A 13621-nucleotide genomic window follows, 5' to 3' on the forward strand; every position below is an offset into this window, starting at 1 on the left:
GAAAGGACTGTCATGCGTTTCAAGGGCAAAGTCGCCATCGTCACCGGTGGAGCATCGGGCCTCGGCCGCGCGACCGCGCTGCGGCTGGCGTCGGAAGGCGCCGTCGTGGGCATCGCCGATATCAACGATACTGCAGCGAAGACCGTTGCCGAGGAGATCGCCGACGCCGGCGGCACGGCGCGCGCGCTGCATCTCGATATCACCGTGGAAGACCATTTCCGCGCGGCAGTGGGCGCGATGGTCGATGGCTTCGGTCGGCTCGACATCATGCACAACAACGCGGCATTCACTTCGCCCGAGGCGATTTCCGGCGACACGGATATCTTGGAAATCCCCGACGCGCTGTGGGACAAGATCTTCGCAGGCACGGTCCGCGGGACGATGCAGGGGTGCCGTCACGCGATCCTTGCCATGCGCAAACAGGGCGGCGGGTCGATCGTCAACACCGCCTCGATGTACGGGGTGGATGCGTTCTACAAGATGCCCGCCTACTGCGTGTCCAAGGCGGCGGTGATCCAGTTGACCAAACAGGTGGCCACGGCCTTCGGCCGCGAGGGAATCCGCTGCAACGCGGTGGCGCCGTCGATGATCACGACGCCGCTGCTCGAAGCCTCGATCCCGCCGGCCTTCGTCGCAATGAACGTCGATGCCACCTTGACCGGCTATCTCGGCACGCCTGAGGATGTCGCGCAGGCCGTCGCCTGGCTGGCGTCGGACGAGGCGCGCTACATTACCGGGCAGGTGATCCGGGTGGACGGCGGATCGACCGCGCACCTGCCGACTTACGCCGATGCCCGGCGGTTCTACGACGGCCTTGCAGCCGCCTGATCTCCCGAAACGAAGGAACAACGATGAAGCTGGCCCGGTTCGAAAACGGAGGCGTGCCGCGCCTCGGCGTGGTGGACGGCGATGGAATCGTCCCGCTCGATACTATCGGCATCGACCATCCCGACATGATCGCGTTGATCGAGGGCGGGCAGGGCGCTCTGGGTGAGATCGCCGCTGCGCTGGCATCGGGGCGCGGTGAGCGGCTGGCGCTGGCCGATGTGCATCTGCTGGCTCCGCTGCGCCCGCGCAAGTTCCTGGGTCTTGGCATGAACTACCGCCGTCATGCGGACGAGGCGCGTGCGCTGGGCATCGCGGTGCCTGACGGGCAATTGTGGTTCAACAAGCAGACGACGTGCGTGAACGGGGCCTACGACGACGTGGTGCAGGGGCCGACCACCAAGCTCGATCACGAAGTTGAACTGGGCGTGGTGATCGGCCACGCGGCCAAGTCCGTCGCCGAGGGCGATGCGATGGCGCATGTGTTCGGCTACCTTGTGGTGAACGACGTGTCGGCGCGGGACTGGCAATTCCAGTCCCCGACGATCACCATGGGCAAGTCGTTCGATACGCACGGGCCGATCGGGCCATGGATCGTGACGGCGGATGAGATCGCTGATCCGGCGGCGCTCGGCATCCGCTGCATCGTCAACGGTGAGATACGCCAGTCCAGCAATACCGAGCAGTTCATCCACTCGATCGGGGCGCAGATCGCCCACCTTTCGGCCGCTTTCACGCTGGAGCCGGGCGATATTCTCGCCACCGGGACGCCGGAAGGCGTGGGCGCGGCGCAGCAGCCGCCGCGCTTCCTGTCACCGGGGGACGTGGTGCGCTGCGAGATCGACGGTATCGGTGTCATCGAGAACAGGATCGTCGCCTGACCGTCAATTTTTGCCCAAAAACTGACCTAATGGTGGATTAATCTCGCCGCGGTTTTTGCAAAATCGCTTGACCTTGCTGCATATCCTGATGTGAGGGTGTCAGGAAATGCACATCTTTGGTCAGGCGAACGGCCTGGCGGAGCGATCGAATGGCCGAAACGAGCGATATTCCCGAAGATTCCGCGCCCGCCAAGCGCCGCCGTGCGAGCAGCGGCCGCATCGCGGTGCGGCTCGACGGGGCGGAAACGCACCCGGTCGCGATCGACCAGAAGGCGCCGCAGCGACAGCGCAAGCGCGCCAGCCGCCGGGGCGACGATGTGCGCGAGCGCATCCTGGCCGCCGCACTGGAATGCTTCGGGGCGTTCGGCTTCGAAGGCACTTCCACCCGTGCCGTGGCCGACCGGGCGGACGTGACGCACACGCTGGTGCTCTATCACTTCCAGTCCAAGGAAGCCTTGTGGATCGCGACGATCGACAATGCGCTCAAGCGCTATTCGGCGGAAATGAAGGCGCATCTGGAAAAGGCGGGTGACAGCGCCGCGGCGGGCCTGCGCACGTTCATCGAGCAGTTCATTCGTATGTCCGCCCGCCAGCCGCAGATCCACCGTATCCTGACCATGGAGAGCAACCAGGACACCTCGCGCCTGCAGTGGGTCATCGAGAACTACTTGCGTGAACACTTCGGCGCGATCCGCGAACTCATCCGCGCCGGGCAGGACCAGGGCATCGTGCGCCAGTGTGATCCGGCGCGGATGTACTACATGATCATCAGCGCCGGCGGCACGCCGTTCACGGTCTCGACCGAGTACCGTGAACTGACGGGCCGCGACGTGTTTTCGGAGACCGAAATCCTGCGCAACATCGCATTCCTCTACGAACTCGTCTTCATCGACGCGCCGTAGGGCGCGATGATATTGAACCAACCTTCGTCATTGCGAGCATAGCGAAGCAATCCAGAGCGGCGTAAAACTGCCCTCGATTGCTTCGCTACGCTCGCAATGACGATACGATGTAATGTCGTCACGCCTTAGGGGGCGCCTCGGCCTCAGCTCCATTCCGGCTCGCCGAGGTTCTCCCAGAGCTGGATCATGTTGCCGTCCTGGTCGTAGAACAGGAACGAGCGGCCCATCGACGCGCACTGCCACACGTAGTCCGTCTGCGTGCGGTAGCCGGCGGCCCTGACTTTTTCGAACCAGCCGTCGATGTCTGTCACCAGCAGGCCGAGTTCGTGAATGCCGGTATGGCCATAGCGCAAGTTCTCCTCGGGCGTCTTGGTGATCGCGGGGTTCAGGCATTCCTGTAGCTCGATGAAGGCGCCGTCCTTCGAACTGAGCAGGGCCATACGCGAACGCGCGCCCTTGATCTTGAAGATGTCGTCCAGCAGCGCCGGATACATGAAGGTGTTCGGCCCCGGCTCGGCCCCGTCGGGGATCACGGTCTCGACGCCCAGTTCGAAGCCCATGACGTCGCGCCAGAGGCGGATGGCGTCTTCCAGATTGGTCACCATCAGCGCCATGTGATGAAACTTCATGCCATTCTCTCCCGATCGGGCGGTCTGTGTGACACGCCTCCTTGTCATCCGCCTTGGGTTATGCTTTCCTGACCAAAAGATCAATATAAGACAGGTAAGGAAGAGGAGGATTCGATGGAGGATGCACAAGGGCTTGCCCGCCGGTTCGGCGAACTGCTGGCGCAACTGCGGTTCCCGGAGGCGTTCGAACTGCTCGCCGACGACGGCATCTACACCGTGATCGGTACGACGCCGGCATCGGGCGTCTATCACGGACCGAAGGACCTGATCGCGCGGCTGGTGCCGCTGCTGTCGGACTTCGTCGAGCCGCCGGCCGTCCGCTTCGAGGAGCCGATCGTGCAGGGCGACCGCGCCGTGCTGCTGGGCAGCGGACGCGGCGTGGGGCCGACCGGGCCTTACGATCAGCCCTACTATGCCTTCGTGATGCGCGCGGCAGGCGGACGCCTCGTCGAAGTGATCGAGTTCATGGATACGATGATGCTCCAGTCGGCGGTCTTCGGCGAGCAAGCGGCGCACTGACGCCCGATCCAGACACAAGGATAGCAACCATGACACAGCAATCCACTGCCGCCACGGAGACTGCGGCGATCATTCCGCCCGTCCGGCTCGCCCATTTCGTGCTGCGCACATCGCGCTTTCGCGAGGTGATCGATTGGTACAAGACCGTACTCGGCGCCGAGGCTGCGTTCGAGAACGAAATCCTCGCATTCCTCTCCTATGACGAGGAGCACCACCGCGTCGCCGTTCTGAACATGCCGGATCTGGAGGAGCAGAAAGACGGCGTGGCGGGCTTCCACCATGCGGCTTTCACCTACGACAGCCTGGGCGATCTCATGGCGACGTACAAGCGACTGCGCGATGTGGGCATCACGCCGGTCTTCCCGATCAATCACGGGCCGACGACTTCGATGTACTATCAGGACCCCGATGGGAACCAGATCGAACTGCAAGTCGACAACTACGACAATATCGAGGACGCGACGGCGTTCTTCTATTCCCCCGCGTTTGCCGAGAACCCGATCGGCGTGGAGTTCGACCCCGAAGATCTGCTGCGCCGGGTCGAGGCGGGCGAGGATCAAGCCGTGCTCAAGCGGCGGCCGGATATCGGCCAGCGCGGGCTCGAAGCGGTGAAGCTGCGGTGACGGAGGCGGCAATGACGAAGCTCACCATCGAGGATCGGCTCGACCTTGCGGAATTGGCCCTGCGCGGCTTCTGGCTCATCGACCAGGGGCGTGCGGGCGAGGCGGCGGCGCTGTTCGCCGAGGATGCGAACCTGACCTTCGGGCCCGGCTCGCCTCGGCCCGGCACGATCAGCGGCGCTGCGATTGCGGCGGCGATGGCCGCCCGGCAGGCCGAGGCGCACGTCACCTCGCGTCATGTCCTGTCCAACACGCTGATTTCGGCGCTGGGCGACGGGCGGGCGGAAGTGCGTTCGCTGCTGACGCTGTTCCGCTCGCCTGATGCGGACCTTTCGCCGGTGGTGCGTTCGGTGGCCGACGTGATCGACGTGTGCGTACAGGAAGGTGGCGTCTGGAAGATCGCGGATCGCAGCATCCTCCCGGTTTTCCAGCCGGGGTGACCGGCCCCCGTTCCCATAACGACAAGGCGGAGAGGGTATTTGTCTCGTATCAAGATGTTCGGCGCGATTCCGCGCAAACCCGGCGTGACGGCGCAGTGGTTTCACGACCACTACCGGCACCCCCACGGAACGATGGGCCGCACGATATCGACCATGCGCGCCTACACCCAGAGCCATCAGGTTCACTCGGACCTGCTGGACGCGCGCCAGACGCATTTCGAGGCGACGGCGGAAGTGTGGTTCGACTGCGTGCAGGACGCCATCGATTTTCCCGGCGAGCCCAACTACGTCGAATTGCTGATCCCCGACGAACCGCTGTTCGTCGACATGGACAAGCTGCGGTTCGTCTTCGCCGAAGAGGAAGTGCTGCAGTCGGGGGCGGACTGGAACGAGGAGGGCGTCGAGACGGGCGACAGACTGTTCCGGCTGGATCGCCGTCCGATCAGCATCAAGCTGCTGCAATACGTCATCAGCGAGGGCGCGACTGCCTGGGACGATGATGAAGACCTTGCGCTCGGACGACGGATCGAGGCGCTGCGCCATGTGCGGTGCCGCCCTTCGCCTGCCCTGCATCCCGAAGGCGCGTTCTGCGTCGGCATCCGCGAACTCTACTGGCCGACGCAGACGGCGATGGAGGAGGGCGTCGCACGCGATCCGCAGGCCTGGGAGACACTGCTGCGCCGTCCGGCGGAGTCCATCGCCTACCTCGCCAGCGCCGAGCGCTTCATGTGACGAAGGGCGGGGTCGGTGTGCCGACCCCGCCTCCGCTCAGCCGCGCAAGGTCGGCGCGAGGTGCTTTTCGGCCCATGCGCGAAAGTCGATCGGCGAGCCGACCAGCGCCGTCAGCGCGCCAGTGTCGTTCTCCGCGGGCTTCGTGGCCAGCCAGGTATAGAGGTCCACGCCCTGCGGCCAGTGCTCCTCGATCGCGGCCATCGGGACTTCGACGGCCGTCGCCGGTTTTCCCGCCAACTCACCGACGATCGCGGCCATCTGTGCGGTGCTGCCGACGTCGGCGACGAGATCGACCTCGCGCCCACGCCAATTGTCTGGCGACGCAAGCACCGCCGCCGCCGCGCGCCCGATGTCTTCGGCGCAGATCAGCGCGAGTTGCACGTCGGTCGGCAAGGCCATTGCGATCGTAAGCGTGCCGTCGTTCTGCGTGATCGGGAAGTAGTTCAGGAAGTTGTCCATGAACCATGCCGGACGCAGCACCGTGGCATCGAGGTGGAGTTCGGCGATCCGTTCTTCCACGGCTCGTTTCGATCCCACGGACAGTACGCCCCGGCTGCCCGCCGCCTGTGCGGATTGATAGATGAAGTGCCCGGTGCCCACTTCGCGTACCGTTTCCGCGACCATGATCCCCTGAACGGCCTGCCCGATGTCCCAGCGGTCCTGCAGGGATGCACCGGATAGATAGACCGCGTCCGCCCCTTCGATGGCCCGGCGCAGGGCCGAGCGGTCTTCCATGTCGGCGGTCACGGTTTCGGCGCCGAGCGCCCGCGCAGCCTTTGCCTTGTCGCCCGTTTCATCGCGGGTGACGGCACGGACCGTCCAGCCGTCCTGCAGCAGCGCGCGGACCACGCCGCCTCCTGCCGTTCCGGTTCCCCCGAAGACCGTTATCGTACGCGATGCCATGCCTGCTCTCCCATCTGGCTGAGTTTGCGAAGGACTATGGCGGCGGCGCTTGGTGAGCGCAATTAAATTGACCATATGAATTCATAATTAGGCGGTGATTCATAAGAAAATTCCATTTTATCGCGATAAATCTCGTTTTCCGGACGTTTTAATTGACATAACGGTCAAATGTGGGAGTTTCACTCCGGGCGTCCCCGCAGCGACGGAGGACCACGCCGATAGGAGAGGACATGACCGACAGCAGGCAGATCGCGGGCGCTTTCTTCGACAAGTTGTGCAGCGGTGATTTCATGGGCGGTTTCGAATCGCTGGCCGAGGATGCGACCTGGACGATCATCGGCGACACACCCCTTTCCAAGCACTTTACCAGGGATCGCCTGCTGACGGAGATGATCCCTATGCTCTCCACCTTCCGCGAACCCGCACGCATGGCGGTGAGCGAGATCATCGCCGAGGGAGACCGCGCCGTCGTGATCGCCAGCGTCGAGGGTGTCGGACCTTACGGCCCATACCGGCAGAATCCTTACTGCTTCATCCTGCGCACCCGCGACGGCCGCATCAGCGAAATCGTCGAGTATCTCGATACGGTTGCCGTGGAGACGGCCCTCGTCGGTCGCAAGCTGGTGGATGCGCGATGAGCGGGGCGAGCGTGATTGCACTTCCCGAAACGGCGGACATGGTGGTGATCGGCTCGGGCGCCGCGGGCATGACGGCGGCGACCGTCGGCGCGCTGAACGGGCTGGACGTGGTGCTCCTTGAAGCGGCCGATGTCTTCGGCGGGACCACCGCCTTTTCCGGCGGAGGCGTGTGGATTCCTGCGAACCACCACCAGCCGGCGCTCGGTATCGCGGACGACCGGGCCTCGGCACGCACGTATCTCGAGGCGGTGCTGGGCAACTTCTTCAACGCCGCCAAGATCGACACTTATCTCGACAAGTCGGGCGAGATGCTGGCCTTCATGGAACGCCGGACCACGGTACGGCTGACGCCCAGCGACATTCCCGATTATGCCCCTTCTGCGGCAGGCTGGAATCAGGGGCGCTGCCTGCTCACGGCTGATTTCGACGGCAATGCGCTGGGCACGGATTTCGAGCGCGTGCGTCCGCCGATCCGCGAGATGGGGTTGTTCGACTCGATGCAGGTCAGCCCCGCGCAGGCGGTGGCGATGCAGGGGTGGAACCGGTCGCTTTCGGCCTTTCGCCTGACTGCCTCGCGCATGGCGGGCTACGCTTTCGACCGGCTGCGGGGACGGCGCGGAAGGCACATGGCCAACGGCAATGCGCTGGCGGGGCGCCTGTTCAAGTCCGCGCGCGATGCGGGGGTACACCTGATCGAGAAAGCCCGCGCCTGCGATCTCGTGTTCGACGGCGGCCGGGTGACCGGCGTGGTGTTCGAGCATGGCGGCGGGCGGCATACGGTCAAGACGCGGCAAGGCGTCGTCCTTGCATCCGGTGGCTTCGGGCAGGACGAGGCGATGCGGCAGAAGTGGTTGCACCAGTCGGCGGCCGGCTGGTCGCTCCAGCCCGAAGGCAGCCGGGGCGACGGCATCCGCATGGCCGAGAAGCTGGGCGGGCGGCTGAACCCGGACAATGCGGCGAACGGCATCTGGGTGCCGGCTTCGCGCTATCAGCGCGAAGATGGCAGTGTGGGCCTTTTCCCCTCGCTGTTCTTCGATCGCCACTGCCCGGGACAGATCATGGTCGATGCGCGCGACGGCAAGCGCTTCGTCGACGAGAGTTTCCACTACCAGAACTTCGGCGAAGTCTCGCTGGAGAGGGGCGTGACGCGCATCTGGCAGATCGCCGATGCCGAGGCGGTAGCGCGCTATGGTCTGGGTGCGATCAAGCCCGCGCCGTTCCGCCCGGACAAGTGGGTCGCCTCCGGCTATGCCCGCAAGGCGGCGAGCATTTCCGAACTCGGGCGCGAGCTTGGGCTCGATCCGCTGGCGCTGTCGGATACCGTGGAACGCTTCAACCGGCATGCGGCGGACGGGCGGGATCCCGACTTCGGACGCGGCACCAATGCCTATGACACGTACATGGGCGATGCGGGACATGGGCCCAACCCGTCGCTGCGGCCTCTGACCAAGGCGCCGTTCTACGCGATCGAGGTGCGCCCCAGCGATCTGGGTTCGATACAGGGCCTCGATACCGACGAGCATGCGCGCGTGCTTGGCGCCGATGGAGCGCCGATCGCGGGACTCTATGCGGCGGGTCTGGACAACAACTCGATCATGCGCGGCAAGTACCCCGGCGGCGGGGCCAGCTTGGGGCCGGCGATGACGTTCGGCTACATCGCGGCGCTCGACATTGCCGCCCGTGCCGCAGGCAAAGGACGCGACCATGTTTGACCTCACCGGAAAATCGATCGTCATCACCGGCGCTGCTTCAGGCATCGGCGCCGCCACGGCGCAGCGCCTGCGCAAGGCCGGCGCGCAAGTGCTGATCGGCGATATCACCGATTGCGCAGAAAGCGCGGCGCAGTGGGGCTGCACGTTCCGCCATACCGACGTATCGGACGCGGACCAGTTCGCCGCTCTGCTGGACGAGGCGATGGAGCGCCACGGAAGGCTCGACGTGCTGGTCAACAACGCCGCCTCGGCCGGTGTTCACGACATGGCCGAAGCCGATGCGGAGCGCGCCGCGCGCTATTACCGGATCAATGCGCTCAGCGTGCTCGTCGGCATGCGCGAGGCGGCGCGGCGGATGGAGCGGGGCGGCGCGATCGTCAACGTCGCCTCGCTGTCCGGCGCGCGGGGAACCCCGGGTTGGGGCGAGTACGGGATGAGCAAGGCGGCGATCATCTCCGCCACGCAGACCGCTGCGCTGGAGTTCGGGCCGCTGGGCATCCGGGTCAACGCGGTCAGCCCCGGCGGTGTCGCCACGCCGCTGTCCATCGCCATCAACGGTGATGCACTCAGCCGGGCGCTGGAAGTGCTGGCGCCGCTGGGCCGCGAAGGGCAGCCGGAGGATATCGCCGCCGCCGTGCATTTTCTCGCCAGCGACGATGCCGGCTATGTCACCGGGCAGAACTGGTTCGTCGATGGCGGCTGGAGCGTCGGCACCACCGTGCAGACGCTCGGCCGGATACTGGCTTGAGGTCATGACTTCTTATTGAATCGTCATTGCGAGAATAGCGAAGCAATCCAGGGCAGTACGAAACCGCCCTGGATTGCTTCGCCATGCTCGCAATGACGAAGGGTGGTTTAACCCAATGTCATCGTGCTCTACGCCTCCAGCATCGTCTCGATCGGGCGGACCTTGTCGGGCGCGGATTCGAAGCCCGAGCCGATGAACCACGCACGCTGGCGTTCGATCGGCAGGGCGCTCGCGTCGATCACCACCCTGCGGGCCTGATCCGCGAGATCGGGGCCGAGGGTTTCGATGAGCGCGCAGGTGCTGTCCATCAGGGCGCTGCGGGCGGCTTCGATCTCGTGGTTTTCCCGTGACGGATCGGCAAGCGCCGCTTCCAGTGCCTGCCGGGGAGCCGACAGGGCCTGACTGGACGTAAGGGCGCCCAGCTTTCCGGCGAGGTCCAGCGCATCGCTCGACAGCGCGCGGATGAAACGGCGCGTCATCGGCAACTGGCTGCGTAGCACGCCGAGCGTGGCGAGCGACAAGTGCAACTGCTCCTGCGCCACCTTCTCGTCCGCCCGGATCGCAGGGCCGACGGCTTCGCGCAGCGCCTTGATGACGACCTGCAACTGGAGATCGGAATCGGGGACCATCAGAGCACCTCCTTCAGCGTGCCGCGCAATTGTTCCATGATCGGGTAGCTGATCATCGCCAGCCACGAGACGACGATGTCCTGGTGCGTCTTGGCGCCTTTCGCCACGCGGTATCCGGTGCCGAGGCAGATCGAGACCGACAGGTAGCTGCACAGCACCCGGTAATAGGCCAGCCGCGCCGGATCGACCGTCAGGCCCGACGCCTTCTCGTAGGCGGCGATGTAGTCGTCGTAAGGCAGCATGCCGTTGATGAGCTGGGCGGTGCCTTCCTCGTTCGAATGGCTGTACGGGTCCATCATCGACCATGCGAGGTCCTGATGGCGGTCGCCCAGCAGCGCCAGTTCCCAGTCGAGCCAGGCGGTGATCCGTGCGTCGTGCTCGGTGAACAGAAAGTTGCCGGCGCGGCAGTCGCCATGGACCAGCGAGACGTGGTCGATCGGTGGCGCATTGGCGATGAGCCAGTCGTAGGCGACCGTCATCAGCGGTTCGTCGTGCGCGCGGTCTTCCTCCCACACCCGCCGCCACCAGTTGACGAGGCGGATGACGCTGGCGTTGGAGCCGACCTCCACGCCGTCGAAGCTGGGCAGGCGGGGCGCGAGTTCCGCGCCCATGCGGTGAAAGCGCGCCATGTGCTCGATGAACTGCGCGGTGATCGGCGCGCGCAGCTTAGGGCCATAGTTGAGGCCGATGCCGGTCACCTGCTGCGAGGGCAGATCGGAAGGCTTGGTCACGCCTTGCGCGAAGCCGTAGATCAGCGCGGGGTGCGGCAGGTGTTCGCCATCCGGATCGACCCAGAAGCAGGGCGGCACCGGCACCAGGCCGTCGAGCGCCTGGAGCAGCTCGAACTCGCGCTTGCGGCTGGTCTCGACCACGGACTCGTTCGGTTCCATGCGCAGGACCATCGGCGCCTTGCGACGCGCCGATCCGTCCTGCCATTCGAGTTCGAAGGCGACCTGGATCTTCGACGCCCCGCCGGTCAGCCAGCGCGCGTCGGAGATCGTGAAATCGTCGCCCACGTTGGCGCGGATGAGGCTGGCGGTGCCTTCGATCAGGCTGTCCAGCGAGTGGGCGGCGTAGACGTCGCCGCTCGCCCGCAGGCGCATCTTGCGTGACAGCGTGCGGTCGATCTCGGCCTCGACCGGAAACCGGTCCCGGATGGCGTCGAGGAAATGGTCCTCGGGGCGCTGACGTATGTCGAGAGTGCCGTGCATTGGTTGAGCCACTTCCTTCCCAGTCGTTTCTTGTATCCTGGCGGGGTCAGGTCATCTCGATGACGACTTTGCCCATGTGCTGCGCCGCGCGCAGGTGTTCGTAAGCCTCTGCCGCCTCGTCGAAGGTGAAGCTGCGGTCGATCAGCGGTTCGATCCGGTGCGCTTCCAGCGCGCGGCCGAGGTCTTCGAAATGGCGGCGCGAACCGACCATGACGCCGCGCACCAGCGCCCCGCCGACGAGGATCGCCAGCGGGTCGATCGTACCGGGGGCGATGACGCCGACCATGGCGATCTCTCCTCCGCGCCGCAGCGCCGCGAGCGATTGCGGCATCGTGCCCGGCCCGGCGCTGTCGACGATCTTGTCGATCCCGCGTCCGCCCGTGAAGGCGCGGGCGGCGGCGCCCCATTCGGGCGTCGCGGCGTAGTTGACGACATGGTCCGCGCCCATCGCCGTGGCCCGTTCCAGCTTGGCGTCGCTGGACGAGGTGATGACGACGCGCGCCCCGGCGGCCTTGGCCAGTTGCAGCGTCCAGATCGCGACACCGCCCGTGCCAAGCGCCATCACCGTAGAGCCGGGCGTGATCGGCTCGCGGCCGTAGAGCGCGTTCCAGGTGGTGACGGCGGCGCAAGGCAGCGTGGCCGCCTGCGCGAAGTCCATGTAGCCGGGGACCGCCACCAGGCCGGCCTCACCGACCACGACATATTCGGCGAGCACACCGTCGATCGCACCGCCCAGCGCGGACGCACCGTCCGCGTCGGTCATGTCGCCGCCAATCCAGCTCTGCATGAAGATCGGGCAGACCCGGTCCCCCACCGCGAAGCGCGAGCAGCCTTCACCCAGTTCGACGACCTCGCCCGCGCCATCGGAAAGCGGCACGATCGCGTCGGGCGCACCGCCCGGATAATGCCCGTCGATCATCAGCAGATCGCGGAAATTGAGCGAGAAGGCACGCATGCGCAGCAGCACCTGCCCGCGACCGGGGCGCGGCATGGGCGCGCGCTCCTGCCGCAGTCCGGCGATGCCCTGTCCCGGCGTGATGACGTAGCGTCGGTTTTCGGTCATCGCCGAATCTCTCCCTATGCGACAGTGTAGTCGAAGATGGTTTCCTCGTCCGCGAGGAAAGCGCTGATGCGGGGGGCGTCGATGAACTGTTCCTCGTCCGCCTGCAGCACCCCGCTGGCCTCGATGCCCTCGGGCGAGGAAAGCGCGGCCTGCATGGCTTCCTCGCTTTCCCACCATACTTCGGTGAGGCCGTCGGGCGGGCGCTTCCAGCCGCGCCCTTGCGCAAAGGCGTCGATCTCGGGCGAGACGCGCTTGTGGCTCTGCACATAGCGCACGAAGCCCATCGCCTTCGCATTGGCACGCACCAGCGCGCCGTGTTCCACCAGCCAGCGGCGGGCGAACTGCTCGTCTGTCATTTCCGGCTTCTTCCAGACTTCAACGACCATCTTAATCATGTCAGTCTCCCTCAGATGGCGTAGCCGCCGTCGACGATCATCGGCGATCCGGTCATGAACGAGGACATGTCGGACAGCAGGAACATCGCTGCATTGGCGATCTCGTCCATCTCGCCGAAGCGGCCGATGACGTGGCGCTGGCGCAGTCCTTCGAGCGCCTCGGAGAACACCGGATCCTGCATCAGCCGGTCCTTGGCCATCGGCGTCATGATGAGGCCGGGGCACAGCGCGTTCACCCGGATGCCGAGCGGCCCGCCGTCGCAGGCGACCGCCTTGGTCAGCCCGACGACGCCGTGCTTGGCCGCCACATAGTCGGAAGCGTTGATCTGCCCGCGAATGCCCGAGGAGGATGCGGTGTTGACGATCGCCCCGCCGCCGCTGTCCTTCATCACCCGGAACTGGTGCTTGAGGCAGTAGAACACGCCGACCAGATCGACGCCCAGCACCGCCGCGATATCTTCTGCGGTCAGTTCGTGGACCGGCTTGTTGCGCATTTCGATCCCGGCGTTGTTCATCGCCCCGTCGAGCCGGCCGTAAAGCGAAACCGCCTTGTCCACGGCGGCCGCCACGCTGGCCTCGTCGGTGACGTTGCAGGGCTGGAACGCGGCCTCGCCGCCCGCGTTGCGGATGCCTTCGACGACCTCGGCGCCCGCTTCGGCGCTGAGGTCGGTGACAAGCACGCGCGCGCCGTTCGCCGCGAAGACTTCGGCGCAGCGGCGGCCTATGCCCGATGCCGCGCCGGTGATGAGGATGGCCTTGCCGTTCAGCATCCGT

The 13621-nt window shown here is 65.7% G+C and carries 17 protein-coding genes; 10 read left to right on the forward strand and 7 right to left on the reverse strand.

What is annotated here, in order from left to right; translation table 11 throughout:
• Positions 1 to 12 precede the first annotated feature (12 nt).
• The 3 genes from HWN72_RS22915 to HWN72_RS22925 all read left to right on the forward strand — a co-directional run bounded on the left by HWN72_RS22915 (position 13) and on the right by HWN72_RS22925 (position 2608).
• Positions 13 to 828 carry an SDR family NAD(P)-dependent oxidoreductase gene (locus HWN72_RS22915; protein ID WP_036529658.1) on the forward strand — a complete coding sequence of 272 codons (816 nt, stop codon included), beginning with the start codon at positions 13 to 15 and terminating at the stop codon, positions 826 to 828.
• Between the two features lie 23 nt (positions 829 to 851).
• Positions 852 to 1706 carry a fumarylacetoacetate hydrolase family protein gene (locus tag HWN72_RS22920; protein ID WP_036529656.1) on the forward strand — a complete coding sequence of 285 codons (855 nt, stop codon included), beginning with the start codon at positions 852 to 854 and terminating at the stop codon, positions 1704 to 1706.
• A 149-nt stretch (positions 1707 to 1855) separates the two neighbouring features.
• Positions 1856 to 2608 (forward strand): TetR/AcrR family transcriptional regulator, encoded by a 753-nt coding sequence (locus HWN72_RS22925; protein ID WP_051587163.1) that lies wholly within the window; start codon positions 1856 to 1858, stop codon positions 2606 to 2608.
• 143 nt (positions 2609 to 2751) lie between these two features.
• On the opposite strand, the gene HWN72_RS22930 is transcribed toward HWN72_RS22925, so the two are convergent.
• On the reverse strand, positions 2752 to 3237 hold the full coding sequence (locus HWN72_RS22930; protein ID WP_036529654.1) for a VOC family protein: 486 nt from the start codon (positions 3235 to 3237) through the stop codon (positions 2752 to 2754).
• Positions 3238 to 3351: 114 nt separating this feature from the next.
• Here HWN72_RS22930 and HWN72_RS22935 point away from each other — a divergent pair, with 114 nt between their 5' ends.
• From HWN72_RS22935 to HWN72_RS22950, 4 genes are read left to right on the forward strand one after another with little or no spacing between them, the layout of a single operon-like run.
• Positions 3352 to 3756, forward strand: a complete 405-nt coding sequence (locus HWN72_RS22935) for a nuclear transport factor 2 family protein (RefSeq protein WP_036529652.1) — start codon at positions 3352 to 3354, stop codon at positions 3754 to 3756.
• Between the two features lie 29 nt (positions 3757 to 3785).
• Entirely contained in the window at positions 3786 to 4379 is a 594-nt protein-coding gene (locus tag HWN72_RS22940) for a VOC family protein (protein ID WP_036529649.1), read from the forward strand.
• Positions 4380 to 4390: 11 nt separating this feature from the next.
• On the forward strand, positions 4391 to 4816 hold the full coding sequence (locus HWN72_RS22945) for a nuclear transport factor 2 family protein (RefSeq protein WP_036529647.1): 426 nt from the start codon (positions 4391 to 4393) through the stop codon (positions 4814 to 4816).
• 39 nt (positions 4817 to 4855) lie between these two features.
• Complete coding sequence (locus tag HWN72_RS22950; RefSeq protein ID WP_155986454.1) at positions 4856 to 5548, forward strand: EthD domain-containing protein; 693 nt, start codon at positions 4856 to 4858, stop codon at positions 5546 to 5548.
• Positions 5549 to 5584: 36 nt separating this feature from the next.
• Here the strand turns inward: HWN72_RS22950 and HWN72_RS22955 are convergent, their stop codons facing one another.
• Complete coding sequence (locus HWN72_RS22955) at positions 5585 to 6451, reverse strand: NmrA family NAD(P)-binding protein (protein ID WP_036529644.1); 867 nt, start codon at positions 6449 to 6451, stop codon at positions 5585 to 5587.
• A 230-nt stretch (positions 6452 to 6681) separates the two neighbouring features.
• Between HWN72_RS22955 and HWN72_RS22960 the strand changes: the two genes are divergently transcribed.
• The 3 genes from HWN72_RS22960 to HWN72_RS22970 are packed head-to-tail and all read left to right on the forward strand — an operon-like array spanning position 6682 to position 9549.
• Positions 6682 to 7089, forward strand: a complete 408-nt coding sequence (locus tag HWN72_RS22960; RefSeq protein ID WP_051587161.1) for a nuclear transport factor 2 family protein — start codon at positions 6682 to 6684, stop codon at positions 7087 to 7089.
• Positions 7086 to 8801 carry an FAD-dependent oxidoreductase gene (locus tag HWN72_RS22965; RefSeq protein WP_036529642.1) on the forward strand — a complete coding sequence of 572 codons (1716 nt, stop codon included), beginning with the start codon at positions 7086 to 7088 and terminating at the stop codon, positions 8799 to 8801. The genes HWN72_RS22960 and HWN72_RS22965 overlap by 4 nt, the downstream gene beginning before the upstream one ends.
• Entirely contained in the window at positions 8794 to 9549 is a 756-nt protein-coding gene (locus HWN72_RS22970) for an SDR family NAD(P)-dependent oxidoreductase (RefSeq protein ID WP_036529699.1), read from the forward strand. Before HWN72_RS22965 ends, HWN72_RS22970 begins: the two co-directional genes overlap by 8 nt.
• A 128-nt stretch (positions 9550 to 9677) precedes the next feature.
• On the opposite strand, the gene HWN72_RS22975 is transcribed toward HWN72_RS22970, so the two are convergent.
• From HWN72_RS22975 to HWN72_RS22995, 5 genes are read right to left on the reverse strand one after another with little or no spacing between them, the layout of a single operon-like run.
• Entirely contained in the window at positions 9678 to 10178 is a 501-nt protein-coding gene (locus HWN72_RS22975) for a hypothetical protein (RefSeq protein ID WP_036529639.1), read from the reverse strand.
• The gene (locus tag HWN72_RS22980; RefSeq protein ID WP_036529637.1) at positions 10178 to 11389 is read right to left on the reverse strand and encodes a phosphotransferase family protein; all 1212 of its coding nucleotides are present in this window, start codon (positions 11387 to 11389) and stop codon (positions 10178 to 10180) included. Before HWN72_RS22980 ends, HWN72_RS22975 begins: the two co-directional genes overlap by 1 nt.
• 46 nt (positions 11390 to 11435) lie before the next feature.
• Positions 11436 to 12452 carry an NAD(P)-dependent alcohol dehydrogenase gene (locus HWN72_RS22985; RefSeq protein WP_081799203.1) on the reverse strand — a complete coding sequence of 339 codons (1017 nt, stop codon included), beginning with the start codon at positions 12450 to 12452 and terminating at the stop codon, positions 11436 to 11438.
• Positions 12453 to 12466: 14 nt separating this feature from the next.
• Positions 12467 to 12847, reverse strand: coding sequence for an EthD domain-containing protein (locus HWN72_RS22990; protein ID WP_051587159.1), 381 nt, complete (start codon positions 12845 to 12847; stop codon positions 12467 to 12469).
• An 11-nt stretch (positions 12848 to 12858) separates the two neighbouring features.
• Positions 12859 to 13617: an SDR family NAD(P)-dependent oxidoreductase gene (locus HWN72_RS22995; protein WP_036529635.1), complete on the reverse strand. Its 759-nt coding sequence runs from the start codon at positions 13615 to 13617 to the stop codon at positions 12859 to 12861.
• Between the last annotated feature and the right edge of the window lie 4 nt (positions 13618 to 13621).

It is taken from the genome of Novosphingobium sp. HR1a (assembly GCF_015594425.1).
GTDB lineage: Bacteria > Pseudomonadota > Alphaproteobacteria > Sphingomonadales > Sphingomonadaceae > Novosphingobium > Novosphingobium resinovorum_A.

Coding starts and splice junctions, on each gene's coding strand:
- HWN72_RS22915 (WP_036529658.1), top strand. CDS start 13: ATGCGTTTCAAGGGCAAAGTCGCCATCGTCACCGGTGGAGCATCGGGC.
- HWN72_RS22920 (WP_036529656.1), top strand. CDS start 852: ATGAAGCTGGCCCGGTTCGAAAACGGAGGCGTGCCGCGCCTCGGCGTG.
- HWN72_RS22925 (WP_051587163.1), top strand. CDS start 1,856: ATGGCCGAAACGAGCGATATTCCCGAAGATTCCGCGCCCGCCAAGCGC.
- HWN72_RS22930 (WP_036529654.1), bottom strand. CDS start 3,237: ATGAAGTTTCATCACATGGCGCTGATGGTGACCAATCTGGAAGACGCC.
- HWN72_RS22935 (WP_036529652.1), top strand. CDS start 3,352: ATGGAGGATGCACAAGGGCTTGCCCGCCGGTTCGGCGAACTGCTGGCG.
- HWN72_RS22940 (WP_036529649.1), top strand. CDS start 3,786: ATGACACAGCAATCCACTGCCGCCACGGAGACTGCGGCGATCATTCCG.
- HWN72_RS22945 (WP_036529647.1), top strand. CDS start 4,391: ATGACGAAGCTCACCATCGAGGATCGGCTCGACCTTGCGGAATTGGCC.
- HWN72_RS22955 (WP_036529644.1), bottom strand. CDS start 6,451: ATGGCATCGCGTACGATAACGGTCTTCGGGGGAACCGGAACGGCAGGA.
- HWN72_RS22960 (WP_051587161.1), top strand. CDS start 6,682: ATGACCGACAGCAGGCAGATCGCGGGCGCTTTCTTCGACAAGTTGTGC.
- HWN72_RS22965 (WP_036529642.1), top strand. CDS start 7,086: ATGAGCGGGGCGAGCGTGATTGCACTTCCCGAAACGGCGGACATGGTG.
- HWN72_RS22970 (WP_036529699.1), top strand. CDS start 8,794: ATGTTTGACCTCACCGGAAAATCGATCGTCATCACCGGCGCTGCTTCA.
- HWN72_RS22975 (WP_036529639.1), bottom strand. CDS start 10,178: ATGGTCCCCGATTCCGATCTCCAGTTGCAGGTCGTCATCAAGGCGCTG.
- HWN72_RS22980 (WP_036529637.1), bottom strand. CDS start 11,389: ATGCACGGCACTCTCGACATACGTCAGCGCCCCGAGGACCATTTCCTC.
- HWN72_RS22985 (WP_081799203.1), bottom strand. CDS start 12,452: ATGACCGAAAACCGACGCTACGTCATCACGCCGGGACAGGGCATCGCC.
- HWN72_RS22990 (WP_051587159.1), bottom strand. CDS start 12,847: ATGATTAAGATGGTCGTTGAAGTCTGGAAGAAGCCGGAAATGACAGAC.
- HWN72_RS22995 (WP_036529635.1), bottom strand. CDS start 13,617: ATGCTGAACGGCAAGGCCATCCTCATCACCGGCGCGGCATCGGGCATA.